Below are 17,092 nucleotides of genomic sequence, written 5' to 3' on the forward strand. Positions count from 1 at the left end.
GGTCATCGGTCGACAGGTCGGGTGGAAAATCTATCCCACCGAAGCCGGTGACAAAAAACCAATCACCTTACCGGCAAGCTGCAGCATATCGGGCAGATTCATTGCGGTAAGCTCCTGCGCCGTAAGTGCGGGATAGGTCATGCGGGGCAGGACTTTAATCAGCGCATCGACTTCAGACTGCGCCACCGCCGCCAGACTGACACCGCGCAGGGTACCGGCGTTCGGCTCAATCAGGGTGACTTTCTCAATTGTCTGACCGGCGCGCTTGATTGGCTTGTCGAGGGTCACGACATTCGGGTTTACGGTGTCAATTTCATTGCCAGCCGTATCAACAAATTCAGGGGTTTTACGTGGTGCTTTTGCCATGATGTTTTTCTCTGCTCAGAAAGGGATTAATAACCGGCCAGCAGTGCTGACCGGTCAGGAGATTACAGCCCGATTGCGCGGCGGTGCTGTTCCAGACGGTCTACGCCGTTCACCTTCTCGACCATGTTGACGGTGTCGATTTCGATAACGTCGCTACCATCAATCGTGAGGCGGTAGTAGGTGCAGACGGTCGACAGTTTGGTCGAGGTGTTTTCACCCTGTTTATTCTCGCCGCCGTCGATTTCTTTGTGACGGCCGCGCATGACCACCTCAACGGCCACGATTTCGCCGGTGTCGTCGCGCTGGTAAGAGCCAGCAAAACGCAGCGGCACAGCATCGGCACCCGGCGCGGCATACTGCGCAAAGAGCGCCACATCAGGCAGGCCACCGACAGACCACTCGACGGTGAGCGCATCGTCATCGAGACCGAGGTCAATCGCCGCCGCGCCGTTCATACCGCCGCCGCGATAGTTTTCGAGCTTGCGGGTCAGCTTCGGCAGCGTCACGGATTCAACAACGCCCATGTAGCTCAGGCCGTCATTGAACATGTTCAGATATTTAAGTTTGCGGGGTAGTGCCATGTCGTTTCAGGCTCCTTAGCTGTTGACCGATTCGGCCAGATTGACCAGATATTTATCGGTAATACGCTGGCGCAGGGTCAGGCTTTCCAGCGGGGGAACCGGCGTATAGTCGTAATCGATATACAGTTTCCCGCCTTTCAGGCTCTCTTTATCGTTCGATTCCTCATCGAACCAGCATTCACCATCCACGATGTAGCCATTCGATTTCAGCTCGCGGAATTTGGCGTTAATGCCGTCAACAATGTCGCGGATAAGCGATGCGGTGATGGGTTTATCGACCGCCCACAGGTGCGCCTCGGCCATCGTGTCGGCCAGTACCTGCGCGGTGCGGGTGTAGTTCTCAAACAGGAAAAGCGGGTCATCAGAGCAGGTGCGGTTACCCCAGAAGCGGAAACCATCTTTGCGCACCAGTGTCGTGACCCCGGCCTCGTTGAGCAGGTCAGCATCGGTGCCGGATGCCTGCAAATCCCAGAAGACAGAGGCGCTGATGCCGGTGACGCCCTGCACGCCCACGTTAGACAGGGTTTTGTGCCAGCCGATTGTCTGGTCGATATAGGCGCGCAGGCCGAGTGCGCGCGCGGTGGCGTAGGCGGTTGCGGTGGCGTTCGTGGTGGTGTCCCACGCAAGGAAGTCAGGCCAGATAACCATCAGCTCGCGCTGACTGAAATTTTCGCGGTATTTGATGGCATCAGATAGGGTTTTACAGCCCCATGCACTGACGTAACCAAACGCACGCAGGCTGATACACACCGAGGCGAGTGCGGTTGCGACCTCCTGCGTATCGAGACCCGGCACGCCGAGAATACGTGGCTTGACGCCGGTGACCGCCTCGGCGGTTAACAGTGCCTTGATGCCGGTGTATTTACCGTTCTCATCCGTGCCGCCGATGATGTTTGAAATGGTCTGCGCTTCGGCGTCCTCTCCGGTACCTTCGGCAACACGCACGACGACGGTGACGGGTTTTGACTGGTCGGCGATGGCCTGCAGTGAGGTTGCCAGCGTGCCTTGTTTACCGGCTTTCGCAATAGCGCTCTGCACATTGGTAATCAGCACCGGCTCGTTGAGGGGGAATGTTGCGCTATCCGCATCGCTGGCCGTGCAGACCATACCGACGACAGCGGTCGCAACGGTGGAAATGACGCGGGTGCCGTCGTTAATTTCAAGCACCTGCACGCCGTGGTGAAAATCACTCATCCGGGTAACTCCGTGGTTAGTGGGTGAGTAATATTTTCTGTTGTGTGGTGGGGGCGGGCTATGTAATGGCGATGGCTGGCTGATGGTACAAAAGAAGGGCATAAAAAAGACGGGCATCAGCCCGCCTTGCATTATTCCGGCTTGACCGGCCACTCGATATCCGGCGCACCCTCGGTGCTTACCGCCTGAATGTCCTTAATGTAATTCATCCAGAGAATCAGGCTGGCCTTATCATCATCACTGATGATGCCGAGCTGCAGCTCTGTTTGCCACCCGGTGATTTGCTGCTGCGCCTCAGAAAGCAGAGCCTGCTTTTGCTGTTCTGCGACGGCAATTTCATCAGCATGTTGCGCCGCCGTGTCGGTCACCCACTGGTTACCGTCCCATTTATCATACGCCGTGACAGGTGCCAGTAACGTCAGCGTATCCGGCAATTCGCCGAGAAAAGCGATGATTTCCGGTTGCCCGGTCTCAGTGCTGTAAGCCGTTAAACCGCGATAATCCGCAATAGTTTCCCATTGTTTTTCATCCGCGCTGCGCACCAGTGCAAAGCCATCACCCGGTAATGCTGGCTTATCGGCATAACTGAAAGCAGGCAAGCCCACACCCGCGGCTAAATATTCCATCGTCACCGCCTGAAATTCGCGCTGCTGAGGCTCCACGTTGTACACCGTGAGCCAGCCAGCAACGGTGGCAATGCCGCTTTTATTCAGTTTTGCCGTAGGTAAATCAGTGTTGTATTTGTTCATTATGCTGCTCTCACAATGTAGTTAAATGCAATGTTGCGTGGGCGGGTTTCTGAGCTACCAGCTTCACCGGTATACATAGCGCCGCCCACGCCGGAATTAGAAAGCTCAGCACCGGCAGTCACTGGCATCTTGATTCCGGCGTCAACGGATTTATATGTACCGAGCGTGTGGCTATGTTTTTTTATCATGTCGTCCTGCCATGCCAGTAAAGACCTGCCAGGATCCACGCCGCGTCCGTTGTCCCACCCGCGAATAAATTCACCGCGCAGGTCAGGTAATTTGCCGGAGGGATATGCCGCTGCCAAAAATGGATACATTGCCTTGTCAAAAGTGGCACCATTACAGATAAGCCACCCCAAAGGTGCAGTTGCCAAAGGCCACGGTTGAGGAATGCCGACAGGCGCAATGTCAGTGCCATTTATCACAAAGCTCCCGTTATGTCGGAACTCCAGCCATGCCGTTTTATCGCCTCCTTTGATTTCAAAGCCGATATATGACCTTTTGCCCACCATTTCAGTGAATCTGATATTTCCGTACTGGCCGCCGACGCTCTGCATAAACAGACCATCAACCTGATTGAATGTCTGGCTTCCGTCGGTGTAGGAATACGCGCCACTTTTGATAAGGGCGTCTTGTCCGGTTACTTTGAGAATTTTTGGGGTGAACTTATCAGTAAACCAGCCATCAGCATTACCCTGCATTTGCATGGTGCTGTCAGTGCTGGCAATGGGGCGTAAAAATACTCCTGCCTTACTTCCCGCCCCCGACTCGCTGCTGATAACCAGTGCGTTATTCGCGTTATCTCTGAGCACCGTTGATGCACCGAGAGTGATAAGGGATTCCGTTCCCGTTTTACCGACCTCAAGTACACCACTGACACCGAGGCGACCGGTAATATCGCCACCGGCTAAAGAGAGGTATTTCGACAACTCGGCCTGATTACCTACCCGCATCAATATCCAGCCGCTGCTGACGTTATCAAAGCGGGTACCTAAAAAAGAGAGTGCTGCATTGTTGTGCATAACAAAAACAACCGTGCAACCATAGCTGTTATCCCTGACGCCCAGACAATGCGCATACATGTACTGACCCGGCCCGGTTGGCAGTCCGGTCGGTACGTTGGTACTGCCCTCCATTTTGATAAGCAGAGACTCACCTGCGCGAAAAATACGGGTTTTAAAATCAATCGTAGTGGTGCTGATTTTCTCAGCACCCAGACCAAATCCGCCGACGCCAATCACCTGACCCGTACCTGTTCCGACGTCCTTTGTCGCTGCGCTTCCTAACCCCAGCGAGCCACGCGCTTTTGATTTGTCGGTCAGTTCTGACAGGTTATTTTTTGCCTGCAAATACTGAGCATGCGGGTTAGCAGCCGCAAGGTGATTTTTCATCAGCTCATCGGCATAACCCTTAACCTCAATGGCTTTATCGTCGACATACTGACGGGTTGCCAGCACGACCGACGGGTCGATTTTTAGCGTGATGGCCGTCGTACTGGAGACAATCAGAATCATGCGAATGGTCTGCGTGCGGCCGCTCCCCTCCGCCAGTTTCGGCTTGTAGGTTTCGGGGCAGTTCGCCACGGCAATCAACACGCCATCATCATCATAGAGACCAATCTCGCGGATCCAGAAACCGCCCTCATTTTCGGGAATAATTTGTTCCGCGATAATCTGGCTGGCATTGGCCGGGTCAACGGTCAGCATATTCAGCGGCGCGATGCGCTGCTGGTTAATAAGCGCTGTTTGTGCCGGGTCTGGCGTGGGTAATTTGCCGTTGGCATCGCCCACGGCCATTTGCGTCAGGTTCAGCTTAGTGCCGAGTGCGGTCGCGTTCGCCAGCCGTGCCGCGCCCTGATTGGTCAGAATGGCATAATATTTTGCTGTCATGCGTTCACTCTCAGGTTATCAATCAAATGAATAGCCGAGGCCGGATAAATACCGCCACCGACAATAATTTCTTCGGGCAAATAGGGGTAAACCGTCAGCGCATCACCGTGATAGCAGGCCGCGCCGACATACAGCTCGCCGGTTGAGCTCAGACTGATAGCCAGCCCGGTCAGGTGGCGGCTTGCCGGTTTGGCGTCTTCAATCAGGCGCTCAAGCTCCTGATACATTTCCTCAGTGATACCGCTATCGAGCACACCAACAACGAGGCGGAATGTGCCTGGCTCCTCGTTGAGCTTCCACCACTCGCGCACCTCAATCAGATAGCCGAGCGGCTCAACCACCCGGCGCAATGCGCTGATGGTGCCTTTGTGCTGATGGACAAAAAACGAGGAGGCACAAACACTGCGCTTTGTCGCCTCCGGCCACGTCTCATCCCACCGGTCGACCGACAGCGCCCACGCCAAATAAGGCAGCAGACTGACCGGGCAGGTGCGCCAGTTCCATAACGTGCGCAACGGTACCGGCACGCGCTGAATCTCAGCGAGCGCGGCAGCGGCGGCAACTTCCAGCGGCGACGAGCCGACGGGTAACAACCGGTCACTCATCTGAGCCCCCGATAGTTATCCGGTGCTCGGTACAGTTCGACGCCTGCGACTTACTCAGCACGATATCGGCCTGCGGTGATGCCAGTTCGACACGCTGCACCCCTTCGACATGCAGCGCGGCATAAATGGCTGACAGCCGGATATCGCGCCCGAGACGGTGCTGCGCGCTGATGTAGCTCTGCAGCTTCTGCTCTGATGCCTGCCTGATGGGCTCAGATTCTGGACCGGGGTAAACGTAGAGCGTCGCGTCAATCTGGTACGGCACAATCTCGGCTGACTGGACGGTCACCCGGTCGGCCACCGGGCGAACATCCTCAGCGTTCAGCGCCTTATCAACAATCGCCAGCAGGTCAGCCCTGGCGGTACCGTCGCCCTCGCGGGATAACACGGTAATCGTCACGCAGGCTGGCGACGGGCTTTCGACCGAGACGTCAGCGACCCGCCCGTCGGCGCTGCGGCCATGATATTCATATGCGCCGACCGGACCCGCCACGCTCAATCCCTCAAATGCCTGTTGCGTGCGCAGGCGCAGGTCGGTGTCGGATTCCATAACGGCAGGCGTCGGCGGGATGGTGGTGTCATCTGCCGGTGTGATGGTGAGGCGCTCGGTATTATTGTTTCCGGCCACGACGTCGAGGTCGTTACCGGTTGAATACGCCAGCGTCACCGCCTGCGCGGCTTCGTTCACCCGCTGACGCCAGATAACCTCACGGTAGGCGTTTTCCTGCAGCAGCTTAACAATCGGCTCTGACTCAAGCGTCAGCGTCCGGGCGATGGCCTCCTGCTGGTCTTCGGGATAAAGTGAAATCAGCGTCGCAATGCGTTCCGCAAGGATGGTTTCATAATCCAGCACCTCAACCACATCGGGGACAGGTAACTGACTCAGGTCAACAGTTGCCATAGTGATTTAACTCAGTGAAAGGGTGGTAGAAACTGACGCGCCGGTATCGGTTCGCGCCCCGGTAATATCGACATACATTTCGCCAGCCTCGCCGCTCTCAAAGCTGATGGCGGTCAGGCGTATGCGTGGCTCCCACTTCTGGATCGCCGAATAGCATGCCACCATGATTTGCAGCCTGAGCGCGGGGGTTTGCGGCATATCAATCAGCGCCGACAGGAGCGAGCCATATTCACGGCGCATCACCCGCGAGCCGACCGGCGTCAGCAGAATGTCGCGCATGCTCTGGCTGATGTGCTCAGTGTCACTGATAGCAAGGCCGGTATTGCGGTTCATACCCTGATAGCGCGCCGTCATTTGGTGCCCTCCGTCCAGCTACCGCCTTTTTGCACGCCGCCGTGACCGTGGTCATCCACCTGCACGCCATTTGATTTAAATGTCCCGTCGGTGTGCTCAATGTTGCCGCGCATGGTGCCGCCTTTCTGCACCTCAATCGTGCCGGTGGTCAGCTTGTTGGTACACACAACCTCGGGGGTATCGAGGGTGATGCGGGTCTCCGCTTTCACCAGCACGACCGGCACGGTCGCAGTGATGGAATCCGATGCCGTCACGTCAGCCGTTTTGATGCCGCTGACCGTCAGCGCGCCGGTCTCTGGCTCATATTCAATCACCGCGCCATCAGGGAAAGTTACGTGCCACGCATCCGCCGAGGCAGACGGGGCGGGGTTATCATCGGAGAAAATACCCGGCAGCACGAAAGCGGTATCGAGCTCGCCGCCAATGGCCAGCAGCAGCACCTGCTCACCCACCGAGGGCGCCCACCACGTGCGCGAACGACCGGCGCGGGTGGTCAGCCAGTTCAGCCATGTAGTCTGGATCCCGCCACTCTGCACCCGGCAAAGCCCCTGTGCGGTGTCGACCTCAGTCACCACACCTGAGCGAATGAGGTTGCGAATTGCGCGCGCGAGTTCCTGTATCGTGGATAACGTATTCATATCGCAAGGATGCCTCGGGTCTGAATCCGCGCCAATCGGGGCGGATTTGATGGGGGATGGCACAATATTTATTTGCCGAGGTGGCTGATAATGACGTCCTCTATCATCTGCTCATCATCACGGGTAAAGCCGAGCAACGTGCGCGCCTCGTACTGCACGTCGCGGCTGTGAGGGTTTGGCCGGTCTTTGAGGCCGTAGTGATGCACCCGCGCCATGCGCTGCACTTTGCCGGTAAACTCCACCACCGCCGCACTGTCACTGCCTTTGGCTTTCATAAAGCGGTTAGTGCGCAGTTTGGCGAACATTTCGCGCTTAATGCGACCTTTCTTGCTCCGCACCGGCTGGCGCTTTCGCGCGGCATACGGGGTGCCGTCGGGTGCCTGCTGTCGCTTAATACGTTGTTGCTGACTGGCGCGCAGCTTTTTCGCAATGTCAGCCGCCATTTGCCGACGCGCCGCCGGTGAGAGGCTGGCAATCAGACCGGCAAGACGTTCCTGCAGCGCGGTTAACTCACTCATCCCACTTACTCACCAGTTCGCCATTAACGTACAGCTCGACCGGGCGCGTCACCGGCTCAGGCAGCGGCGGCTCAGGGGCATAACTGACATGCAGCGCACCATCGACCTCTTTGACGAGCGTGCGCTCGGTGAGCCTCAGGCTGATACTGATATCGAGCGAATCGTCGTTATTGATATCAATAATCCAGGTGAATCCCTTTTCCCGCCCCTCGTCGGTGGTCATGATGTCTGGCTGATGTTCGCGCAGCCATGCCTGCACCGGGACGAAAATCAAATCGAGGTCGCCGGTGAAGTCGGTCACCACTACGTTAAGCACGTACACCTTTTCAAACGACAGCGAGCTCGCCAGTCGGGAATCGGTATGCCCGTTATCGGCGAAAAGGCGCAGCATATCGGGGTTATTTCGGAGCTGCGGCACGGCGTTAATCAGCGCTTTGCGCAGGCTTTTGTGCTTCTGCATCGAGTTCATCCTGACAGTGTTTGACGGTTTTGACCTGCAGCGCGCAGGCGGTCAGCGCCCCCTCAAGGCGGCGTATATCCGCGCTCAGGTCGCCATTTGTTTTCGGGTCACTTCCCGGCATCGGGCAAAGGCTCACCCTCGGGCATCCGTTGACCACAATCACCGGCGCTGGCGCAGGCGGCGCGGGTGTGCAGCCGACGCACAGCATCAGGCAGAGCAGCGTTATACCAGCGGCGAAAGGCTTCATTTTCATTGAGTAACCTCGTAATTGTCTGCTCACGACGACTGGCTTCTGCACTGGCCTCTGCGAGCTGTTCGCGCAGTGCTACCTGCGCGGATTCATTACGTCTGGCGAGCTGACCGGCGACACTGAGCTGATTTTTCAGCATGCCAATCGTCGTCTTTTGCTCGCTCGCGACGCGGTTTGCCGTCTCAAAGGAGCGGGATAAATTGCCGTTCTCATGGCGTAACCACAGCAGACCAAGCACGGCCAGTACAAGGAGCGTTATCAGGATTTTCATGCCATCACCCCGCCAGCCGTGCGCCAGACAGTCACCAGTTTTTCGAGACTGTGCTCACGCTGGCCATAACCGGCACCCGGTAATGACGCCCAGATATTGCGGCAGCGGGAAATTGCACGTTCAATACGCCCCGCCTTAATATCATCAATCGCGCCACGCTCCCGGATTAACTGAATCGCAAGTTTGTCCTGCGACAGTGGGCTGAAATCCGGTAATGCGAGCTGTTTCTGATAGTGCGGCCAGTATCGATAAAGCTGTTGATAACGCCCGGATGCCGTGGACTTTTCGCCCAGACGGTTAAACACTTTCGCGGGTCGGCCATGCGCGAAAGGGTGGTCGCTGTAGTCGCTGAAAATCTCCGGCTTGCCATCAAGGCCAGTGACAATGACGTCGTAACCACGATTTTTTGTCAGCGGATGCGTCGCCGTTCCCTCTGAATACGCCAGCATGTCCAGAAACGCGGCGATATTCTGATGAGTATTAATGACCGGCATCACTCTCCCCCCTTTTGCGATTTAAAGCGGCGCTGAATGGCGATTTCCACGACCTGATAACCGGCGATGCCAAGCATGGATCCAAGTCCGCAAATAGCAGGCAGTGACATATCAGGAAATTGCACCAGAACGACACCGGCGACCATCGAGACAAAACCACCGAGCAACATGCGACCGATAAACAGGCGCGGGGTGATAGGCTCACCACCGGCCAGCACTTTTCCGACAACAATCATCGCGCCAATCAAAAACAACGACAGGACGCCTTTTTCCCCTTCTGTCATGGTTACTCCCAAAGATTGATAGTTTCAGTTACGGGTGACGATGCCACGTCGGGCAGGTCAATCGCCGTGCCATGCGGCAGAATGACGCCCAGCTCAGACAGACCCGGATTAGCCTGCAGCACCGTCTCGACAACGCCCTCAGTGCGCCCGTAATACCTGGCGCAAAGCGCGTCGAGGGTATCGCCCTGCATCGCATAGGCTTTCATCAGAGCTGACCCACGATGCAGCGTGGCTTATCCTGCAGGCGCGCAACCGACCAGCGCATATCCCGCCACAGGTCATCAATGGTGGTTTCGACGCTGTCGGCTTTTTTGTCACCCTTGCCGGTAGCCTCAACGCCGCGATAACGCTCATAGAGGGTGGCGGTTGTCATCGCCGTTACGGCGCTCAGGTAGTGGAAAACGCGCACATTCTCGCCGTCGATTTCCTCGGCGTCAGGCACGTCGGCCAGCCGCTTAAACCCTGCTGCAAGCTGGCGCAGCCGGTAGTCGTAAAGCTCCGCATTGGTTTCCGCCATGCCGGTCTTGATGGCATTACGCAGGCGCGCATCGGACACCGTCTGCTCAAGGCGCATCAGCTCGCGCACCCGCTTCGGATCCACATCAGGAAAAAAGAACGTGTTTTTAATCACTGCGTCGCCCGTCTCGGGGGCGGGAATCACCACGCCCGGAATGTCCTGCAGTTCATCGGGCTGATTCAGTATCACTGTCGTCATGACAACCTCGTTAGGTTGGGCGGTGGACGCCGGTCTCCGTCTGGGTTAATACCCGCTTTGACCGGCGTGCCGCCCGGCTCGGGGAGCGTTCAGTTAACCGGCGGTTTTAACCGCCTTTGGTGGGCGCCCGCGCTTTGCCGCCGGTTTGGTGGCAGGTTTGCGCGTGCGCGGTTTAGTCGTTTTACGGTGTGCCGTTTCTGGTTTTGGCTTTAATGCGCGTTCCAGTTGCTCAATCGCTTTACGTACACCGCCGTTGCGGTCGAGCTGCATAGCGCGCTGAAACTGTGCCAGCGCCTCCGCGCTCTGACCGGCATCGCGCAGGGTCAGGCCGGTCACTTTATGCAGACGGGCGCGCACCATATCGGGAACGTCGGCACCGTCGGTCAGGTCGATGGTGGTCAGCAGTAATGCGAGGTCGACAGGCTCACCGGCATCGCGCAGGCGCTGTGCGGCAAGTGCCACCTCTTCAACCAGCATGTAAGGCGTCGTGCGGCGATGGTCAGAGGTGAGGCCGTATTTCAGCGCATAAGGGGCTATTTCCAGCGCGCCAGCGATATCACCGGCATCGAGACGCCACAGCATGACGGTCATTACAATGTCATCCTGTGCACCACGGCCATCAGCCAGCACACCGGCGACCCACGGCGCATAGAACGGCAACAGCTCGCGCTTTTTCTCGGCTTTGCGCTCATTTGAACGGATGTTTTTTAACGTGCGGCGGTCTTCGGCCAGCTTTACCAGCATCTGCTCGTAGGCGGTTGCATGGCGCAGCGGGGCTTTTTCCCGCTGCGCGGCTTCTGAGGCCGAGACCCGCATCATGTGACGCTGTGCGGGGCTCGTCATGGGTTTACTCTCCGCTTTCCGGTGCTGCAGGCGCGGTGAAATCGCCCAGGGTGATATTTTCCAGCAGGCACCCGGCGGCATACGCTTCAATCACATAATCGATGTTCATCGATTCGTAGTTTTCCACGCGGTCTTTTTTCGGGTTCTCATCAATGCTGCGACGGTGGCTCTCATCCATGAAATAGATAGAGAGGTTTTCCAGCGTGGTCACGAATACCGCATTTGCCGGGAAGTAAGGCACGCGCACGGCTGGCAGGTTGCCGATGCGCTTCTGGCTGATGATGATATCGGCCGCGAGCGATTCGCTGTTTTCCTGCTGTTTGTTAACCAGCGGGAAATATTTGTCGGCCAGCAGCTTACGGCCAACGATAGCGACGAGTTTCGGGTCATCCTGATAAATCTCGTCAATCAGGGTGTTGGTACCATCCATCACCAGCGCATCGAGGTTTTCATAGTCGCCGTTTTTACCGACACGAATCACATCAGATACGACCTTACCCTCAGCATCGGTGATTTTGCTCATCACGCGCGCCGGGGCTTCATTGCGGTACTTCTGCAGCCAGCCGACAGCCACATCCTGCAGCATCGGGTATTTAATGCGGTCTGAAGTATCAGCACGGGTGATGCCATTAAAACCGGCCATGATGAAATCCAGTGCCTGACGCTGGACAATGGCGTCGCGAATGCGGCGCTGGAAATCCTGAAAACGCGCCCACAGGTCGAGGCGCTTATAGGTCAGGTGGAAGTCAAAGTTAATCTGATTGCACTCGTACTTGTTGGACTCAAGCGCGGTGAAATCTGCGGTCTGGCGTTCTTTGTCGCCCGAGGTGTCGGTCGTGCTGGCGATAGTGCCGGTCACACCGACGCCGATTTTCTCGCCCTTCATTTCTGCGACCGGCAGAATGTTAATCATCTGCAGAAACGCGGATGACGCCTGCACGGTGTTCATCAGGGTTTGCGTAACGGACGGCTCGACGGTGAATTTTTTACTGATGTCATCAACGCTGATGCCGTTCAGTTTGGCGAGCTGGCTCAGATAGGCATTGAATTTAAAACGGGTTTCCTGACGCATAGTATTTCCTGTTTGAATTAATTGGTTAGTCACAGCATCGGGCGGGGTCGCCGCCCGGTTTCAGACCTGCGGGTTATCAGCAGTCGGTCAGCAGCTCATCGCCACCGCCACCGCTGGCTTTTGCGCGTCGCGGCTGGCTGAAACTTTCGGTTTTATCGAGGGTGGTTTTCAGGACGGAAAATGCCTGGCTGGTTTCTTCAACCTTGCCGGTCAGTTCCTGTTTGAAGGTCGCAAATGCGGTTTCCATATCGGAAATACGCTTATCCTGTGCGGTCAGATTGGTCTGCACATGCTCGCTGACGGTGGTCACCGCTTCATGCACATCATTCAGGCGCGCATCGTCGCTGACCTGTTTGCGGCTGAAAATGGCGCTCACCTTATCGACCAGGCTGTTGAGTACCGTGCCGGGAACGTCTTCAAATTCCAGTTCCGCCAGTGTGGCAACAGAAAAGACGTTTTCAGGATTGGCCTTAAAGCGCTGCAGCGGGTTGTATTTCGCGGTGCGGCAGAATTCGAGATATTCGGTGCCGAGGCTCGCCGGGTCATCGGTCACAGCCAGACCAACGAGGTAGCATTTCCCGCTGTTACTGAAATTCGGCGCAATTTCCATTGAGGTATAAACCTTCTGAAGCGCCTTATTCATCGCGACTAATTCGTCGGATGGGCTGATTTTGGCGAACAGTGCCAGCTTTCCTTTAAGCGCGGAATCGTCATCGATTTTTTCCGCTTTCAGTTCGACCACATCGCCATAGCGTTTGAACGGGCTATCAGGCAGCAGACCTTTAATGTGCTCAAGGTTAATGCGGCAACCGTAGACACGCGGGTCAAAGGTGTCGGCCATTTCCTGAATATCACTGGCGCTGATAATGCGCCCGTCGCAGGTATCACCCTCGACGCCGATGCGAAAGAATTTTGAGACTTTTTTTGCCATTGTCAGGAGTCCTGAGGTTGTGGTTACGGGTCACCGCCAGTTTCCAGACTCAGACCACCCTCAGCCACCAGTCACGACTGGACAACCTCCCACACAACAGCACCTTAGCGAATCACTGACGGCCATTAAGTAGCCTTGCCCTGAATCCATTACGGCGAGGCATCAATGACCATTTCCACCGATACAACCTTGTTGCATGACCCGCGACGACAGGCATCGCTGCTTTACTGGCAGGGCTTTTCCGTGCCACAGATTGCCGAAATGCTGCAGGTCAAACGCCCGACCGTGCAGAGCTGGAAGCAGCGCGACGGCTGGGACGGTATTGCACCGATTTCCCGCGTCGAAAGCAGCCTTGAGGCGCGTCTGATTCAGCTCATCGTTAAGCCACAAAAGTCAGGCGGCGACTTCAAAGAGATTGACCTGCTCGGGCGGCAGATTGAGCGACTGGCGCGCGTTAACCGCTACAGCCAGACCGGCAACGAGGTCGACCTTAACCCCAACGTTGCCAACCGCAACAAAGGCGAGCGTAAGAAACCGAAAAAGAACTTTTTCAGCGACGAGGCTATCGCAAAGCTGGAAGAAATATTCTTCGACCAGTCTTTCGAGTATCAGCTGCAGTGGTACCGCGCAGGGCTGGCGCACCGTATTCGCGATATTCTCAAATCCCGCCAGATTGGCGCGACGTTCTATTTCTCCCGCGAGGCACTGCTGCGCGCACTCAAAACCGGCCATAACCAGATTTTCCTGTCAGCCAGTAAAACGCAGGCTTACGTGTTCCGCGAGTACATCATCCAGTTTGCGCGACTGGTCGACGTCGACCTGACCGGCGACCCGATTGTCATCGGCAACAACGGCGCAAAACTGATTTTTCTCGGTACCAATTCCAACACGGCGCAGAGCCATAACGGCGACCTGTATGTCGACGAAATTTTCTGGATCCCGAACTTTCAGCGGCTGCGCAAAGTCGCCTCGGGCATGGCCTCGCAAAAACACCTGCGCTCAACCTATTTTTCGACGCCCTCCACGCTGGCGCATGGCGCTTACCCCTTCTGGTCTGGCGAACTGTTCAACAAGGGGCGCAGCAGTATCGCCGAGCGTATCGATATCGATATCAGCCATACCGCGCTCGCCGGTGGTCAGCTCTGCGACGATGGACAGTGGCGGCAGATTGTCACCATTGAGGACGCGCTTGCCGGTGGCTGCACGTTGTTTGACCTTGACCAGCTCAAACGCGAAAACAGCGCAGAAGACTTTAAAAACCTGTTTATGTGCGAATTTGTCGACGACAAAGCGTCGGTGTTCCCGTTCGAGGAGCTGCAGCGCTGCATGGTCGACGTGATGGAATCATGGGAAGACTTTGCCCCGTTCGCCGATTATCCATTCGGATCCCGCCCGGTCTGGATTGGCTACGACCCGTCACACACTGGCGACAGCGCCGGGTGCGTCGTACTCGCGCCGCCGGTGGTCTCGGGTGGCAAGTTCCGCATGCTGGAGCGTCATCAGTGGAAAGGCATGGACTTTGCCGCACAGGCAGAGGGGATCCGCAAGCTGACCGAGAAATATAACGTTGAATACATCGGCATTGACGCGACCGGCCTCGGCCTCGGCGTTTATCAGTTGGTGCGCTCATTCTTCCCGGCAGCGCGCGGTATCCGTTACACACCTGAAATGAAAACCGCAATGGTGCTCAAGGCAAAAGACACCATTCGCCGCGGCTGTCTGGAATATGACGCCGGGGCAACCGACGTCACGCAGTCGTTTATGTCCATCCGCAAAACCATGACCAGCAGCGGGCGCAGCGCCACCTATGAGGCCAGCCGCACCGAGGAAGCCAGTCACGCCGATATCGCATGGGCGACCATGCACGCCCTGTTAAACGAACCGCTTTCCGCCGGTAGCGGCATGCAGCCAAAATCTATTCTGGAGTTTAATTAATGAAAAATAACGTTTTCTCACAAAGCCAGATTCAGGCAATGGCCGACATTCTGCACTCTGACAGTTTTGACTATCAGGCAACATGGTTGCGGGTCGGTAAACTCAATATCGATCGCAGTATCACCAAATCGCGCCAGATTGGCGCAACGCAGCTTTTTAGCCGCGAGGCTCTGCTTGATGCTCTGACAACGGGCGATAATCAAATCTGGTTTGCTCACACCATTGAGCATGCGCGCGTGGCGCTGATGTACATGAATGACCTTTCGGCGCGTGTTGGTGTCCGTCTGGCAAGCAACGGCCACAGCCTGCAGCTCAACGACGGTGCGGTTATCAGCTTTGTCGGTGAGGAATCCCATTGCGCCGCGCTGGCGGGTAATGTCTATCTTGATGAGTTCGGATGGTTCAATAATCCGATAAGAGCGGCCAAAGTCTCGGCGGCTATCGCCTGCCATAAACGCTACAGCCTGACGATGTTCACCTCACCCTCTGATAATTTTGACGCTTTTCAGGTGTGGAACGGCACGTTACGCAGGCACCGACCGTCACCGTTAATCACTACCGGCGACAGCGTATTCTGCAAAGATGGTGTCTGGCGTCAGTCGGTCACGCTCGATGCAGCATGCCTGCGCGGGTGCAATCTCTTTACGCCAGAGGAAATAAAACGCGAATACCGCGATGACGATTATCGCAGACTGTTTGGCTGCGACTGGTCTTTTGCTGTTGCAGCGGGTGAGGTGGCAGCATGAGCAAGCGCAAGCCACGTAAAGCAGTCGCCATGACCGCCAGCGCCTCGCAAAAAATGGAGGCGTTCACCTTCGGCGAGCCGGTGCCGGTACTCGATAAACGCGACATTCTGGATTATGTCGAGTGCATCAGTAATGGCAAATGGTACGAGCCGCCGGTCAGTTTCTCCGGGCTGGCAAAGAGCCTGCGCTCTGCCGTACATCACAGCTCACCGATTTATGTTAAGCGCAATGTGCTCGCCAGTACCTATATCCCGCACCCGTTGCTGTCTCGTCAGGATTTCAGCCGCTTTGCGCTCGACTATCTCGTTTTCGGCAATGCCTTTCTTGAGCAGCGTCACAGCGTCACCGGCCAGTTAATCAAACTGCTGGCCTCACCGGCCAAATACACCCGACGCGGGGTCGACGACTCGATTTTCTGGTTTGTGGAAAATTTCACCCAGCCTCACGAATTCGCCCCTGATACGGTTTTTCACCTGCTGGAGCCCGACATTAATCAGGAGATTTACGGCCTGCCGGAATATCTTAGCGCGCTTAATTCCGCCTGGCTGAATGAGTCCGCGACCCTATTTCGCCGCAAATATTACCAGAACGGTGCGCACGCGGGTTACATCATGTATGTGACCGACCCGGCGCAGAGCGCGACCGACGTCGAATCGCTGCGCGAGGCGATGCGTAACTCAAAGGGGCTCGGCAACTTTAAAAACCTGTTTTTCTACGCTCCCGGCGGGAAACCGGACGGCATCAAAATCGTGCCACTGAGCGAAGTCGCCACAAAGGATGATTTTTTTAACATCAAGAAAGCCAGCGCCGCTGACCTGATGGACGCGCACCGCGTACCGTTCCAGCTCATGGGCGGCAAGCCCGAGAATATCGGTTCACTAGGTGACGTTGAGAAGGTGGCAAAAGTCTTTGTGCGTAACGAGTTGTCGCCACTACAGGACAGATTCAGGGAGGTAAACGACTGGCTCGGCACGGAAGTCATCAGGTTTAAAAATTACACCCTCGATAACCCGGAATAACACCCCCCAAGCCGCCGCGATGGCGGCTTTTTCATATCCCGCCATCATCACGCCTCAGACGCGCCACACGCGCACGACCACCATCGACCACCAACGAGCCGACAGCAACCACGACAGCGCCGTCACGACGCGCTCAGACGATAATTTTTAATAATGCGCACCACCGCTGGCGCGCAATGCTTTCCCCGCCACGCCTGCCCGCTTTATGGGGCATTTTTAATGCAGTTGCATCAGGAGCCCCGAGGCGCGCGAGCACTGGCGCTGGCTGGCAAACACT

General features: G+C 56.4%; 21 protein-coding genes and 3 pseudogenes. 3 read left to right on the plus strand and 21 right to left on the minus strand.

Translation table 11 applies throughout. The features are described from left to right. Positions 1-30: 30 nt before the first annotated feature. The 21 genes and pseudogenes from ABLV78_RS24300 to ABLV78_RS24400 form a co-directional block, all read right to left on the minus strand. Entirely contained in the window at positions 31-366 is a 336-nt protein-coding gene (locus ABLV78_RS24300; protein WP_348865231.1) for a phage tail assembly protein, read from the minus strand. A gap of 62 nt (positions 367-428) precedes the next feature. Beyond that, on the minus strand, positions 429-947 hold the full coding sequence (locus ABLV78_RS24305) for a phage major tail tube protein (RefSeq protein ID WP_015370162.1): 519 nt from the start codon (positions 945-947) through the stop codon (positions 429-431). A gap of 15 nt (positions 948-962) precedes the next feature. Further along, on the minus strand, positions 963-2,141 hold the full coding sequence (locus ABLV78_RS24310) for a phage tail sheath protein (protein ID WP_045367703.1): 1,179 nt from the start codon (positions 2,139-2,141) through the stop codon (positions 963-965). Between the two features lie 131 nt (positions 2,142-2,272). Next, positions 2,273-2,890, minus strand: coding sequence for a tail fiber assembly protein (locus ABLV78_RS24315; protein WP_015370164.1), 618 nt, complete (start codon positions 2,888-2,890; stop codon positions 2,273-2,275). Between the two features lie 181 nt (positions 2,891-3,071). Further along, positions 3,072-3,291, minus strand: a pseudogene (locus ABLV78_RS24320) (phage tail protein); the annotation flags it as partial. 942 nt (positions 3,292-4,233) lie between these two features. Next, positions 4,234-4,779, minus strand: a pseudogene (locus ABLV78_RS24325) (phage tail protein); the annotation flags it as partial. Further along, positions 4,776-5,384 (minus strand): phage tail protein I, encoded by a 609-nt coding sequence (locus tag ABLV78_RS24330; protein ID WP_045367701.1) that lies wholly within the window; start codon positions 5,382-5,384, stop codon positions 4,776-4,778. The pseudogene ABLV78_RS24325 and the gene ABLV78_RS24330, both read right to left, overlap by 4 nt. Further along, positions 5,377-6,285, minus strand: a complete 909-nt coding sequence (locus ABLV78_RS24335) for a baseplate assembly protein (RefSeq protein WP_348865230.1) — start codon at positions 6,283-6,285, stop codon at positions 5,377-5,379. The genes ABLV78_RS24330 and ABLV78_RS24335 overlap by 8 nt, the downstream gene beginning before the upstream one ends. A 6-nt stretch (positions 6,286-6,291) precedes the next feature. Further along, the gene (locus tag ABLV78_RS24340; protein ID WP_032413170.1) at positions 6,292-6,639 is read right to left on the minus strand and encodes a GPW/gp25 family protein; all 348 of its coding nucleotides are present in this window, start codon (positions 6,637-6,639) and stop codon (positions 6,292-6,294) included. Continuing rightward, the gene (locus ABLV78_RS24345; protein ID WP_032413169.1) at positions 6,636-7,277 is read right to left on the minus strand and encodes a phage baseplate assembly protein V; all 642 of its coding nucleotides are present in this window, start codon (positions 7,275-7,277) and stop codon (positions 6,636-6,638) included. The genes ABLV78_RS24340 and ABLV78_RS24345 overlap by 4 nt, the downstream gene beginning before the upstream one ends. Before the next feature lie 68 nt (positions 7,278-7,345). Then, complete coding sequence (locus tag ABLV78_RS24350; protein WP_032723326.1) at positions 7,346-7,795, minus strand: phage virion morphogenesis protein; 450 nt, start codon at positions 7,793-7,795, stop codon at positions 7,346-7,348. Continuing rightward, entirely contained in the window at positions 7,788-8,255 is a 468-nt protein-coding gene (locus ABLV78_RS24355) for a phage tail protein (RefSeq protein WP_047045389.1), read from the minus strand. The genes ABLV78_RS24350 and ABLV78_RS24355 overlap by 8 nt, the downstream gene beginning before the upstream one ends. Further along, complete coding sequence (lysC, locus tag ABLV78_RS24360; RefSeq protein ID WP_233430116.1) at positions 8,218-8,463, minus strand: Rz1-like lysis system protein LysC; 246 nt, start codon at positions 8,461-8,463, stop codon at positions 8,218-8,220. Before lysC ends, ABLV78_RS24355 begins: the two co-directional genes overlap by 38 nt. Beyond that, the gene (lysB, locus tag ABLV78_RS24365) at positions 8,363-8,776 is read right to left on the minus strand and encodes an Rz-like lysis system protein LysB (protein WP_348865229.1); all 414 of its coding nucleotides are present in this window, start codon (positions 8,774-8,776) and stop codon (positions 8,363-8,365) included. Before lysB ends, lysC begins: the two co-directional genes overlap by 101 nt. Beyond that, positions 8,773-9,270: a glycoside hydrolase family 24 protein gene (locus ABLV78_RS24370; RefSeq protein ID WP_032413164.1), complete on the minus strand. Its 498-nt coding sequence runs from the start codon at positions 9,268-9,270 to the stop codon at positions 8,773-8,775. The genes lysB and ABLV78_RS24370 overlap by 4 nt, the downstream gene beginning before the upstream one ends. Beyond that, positions 9,257-9,554: pseudogene (locus ABLV78_RS24375) on the minus strand (phage holin family protein). Before ABLV78_RS24375 ends, ABLV78_RS24370 begins: the two are co-directional and overlap by 14 nt. A 2-nt stretch (positions 9,555-9,556) precedes the next feature. Further along, positions 9,557-9,760, minus strand: coding sequence for a tail protein X (locus ABLV78_RS24380; RefSeq protein ID WP_015370176.1), 204 nt, complete (start codon positions 9,758-9,760; stop codon positions 9,557-9,559). Next, positions 9,760-10,269 (minus strand): head completion/stabilization protein, encoded by a 510-nt coding sequence (locus ABLV78_RS24385; RefSeq protein ID WP_032413162.1) that lies wholly within the window; start codon positions 10,267-10,269, stop codon positions 9,760-9,762. Before ABLV78_RS24385 ends, ABLV78_RS24380 begins: the two co-directional genes overlap by 1 nt. 93 nt (positions 10,270-10,362) lie before the next feature. Further along, entirely contained in the window at positions 10,363-11,112 is a 750-nt protein-coding gene (locus tag ABLV78_RS24390) for a phage terminase small subunit (protein ID WP_348865228.1), read from the minus strand. Between the two features lie 4 nt (positions 11,113-11,116). Beyond that, entirely contained in the window at positions 11,117-12,184 is a 1,068-nt protein-coding gene (locus tag ABLV78_RS24395; protein ID WP_348865227.1) for a phage major capsid protein, P2 family, read from the minus strand. A 76-nt stretch (positions 12,185-12,260) separates the two neighbouring features. Continuing rightward, complete coding sequence (locus ABLV78_RS24400; protein WP_348865226.1) at positions 12,261-13,115, minus strand: GPO family capsid scaffolding protein; 855 nt, start codon at positions 13,113-13,115, stop codon at positions 12,261-12,263. Positions 13,116-13,280: 165 nt separating this feature from the next. Here ABLV78_RS24400 and ABLV78_RS24405 point away from each other — a divergent pair, with 165 nt between their 5' ends. Genes ABLV78_RS24405 through ABLV78_RS24415 form a run of 3 tightly spaced genes read left to right on the plus strand, consistent with a single transcriptional unit; the run spans position 13,281 to position 16,815 of the window. Next, positions 13,281-15,050: a terminase ATPase subunit family protein gene (locus ABLV78_RS24405; RefSeq protein ID WP_032723321.1), complete on the plus strand. Its 1,770-nt coding sequence runs from the start codon at positions 13,281-13,283 to the stop codon at positions 15,048-15,050. Beyond that, the gene (locus ABLV78_RS24410; protein ID WP_348865225.1) at positions 15,050-15,796 is read left to right on the plus strand and encodes a terminase large subunit domain-containing protein; all 747 of its coding nucleotides are present in this window, start codon (positions 15,050-15,052) and stop codon (positions 15,794-15,796) included. Before ABLV78_RS24405 ends, ABLV78_RS24410 begins: the two co-directional genes overlap by 1 nt. Then, entirely contained in the window at positions 15,793-16,815 is a 1,023-nt protein-coding gene (locus tag ABLV78_RS24415; RefSeq protein ID WP_348865224.1) for a phage portal protein, read from the plus strand. Before ABLV78_RS24410 ends, ABLV78_RS24415 begins: the two co-directional genes overlap by 4 nt. Positions 16,816-17,092 lie beyond the last annotated feature (277 nt).

The organism is Klebsiella sp. CN_Kp075 (assembly GCF_040065055.2).
Lineage (GTDB): Bacteria > Pseudomonadota > Gammaproteobacteria > Enterobacterales > Enterobacteriaceae > Klebsiella > Klebsiella aerogenes.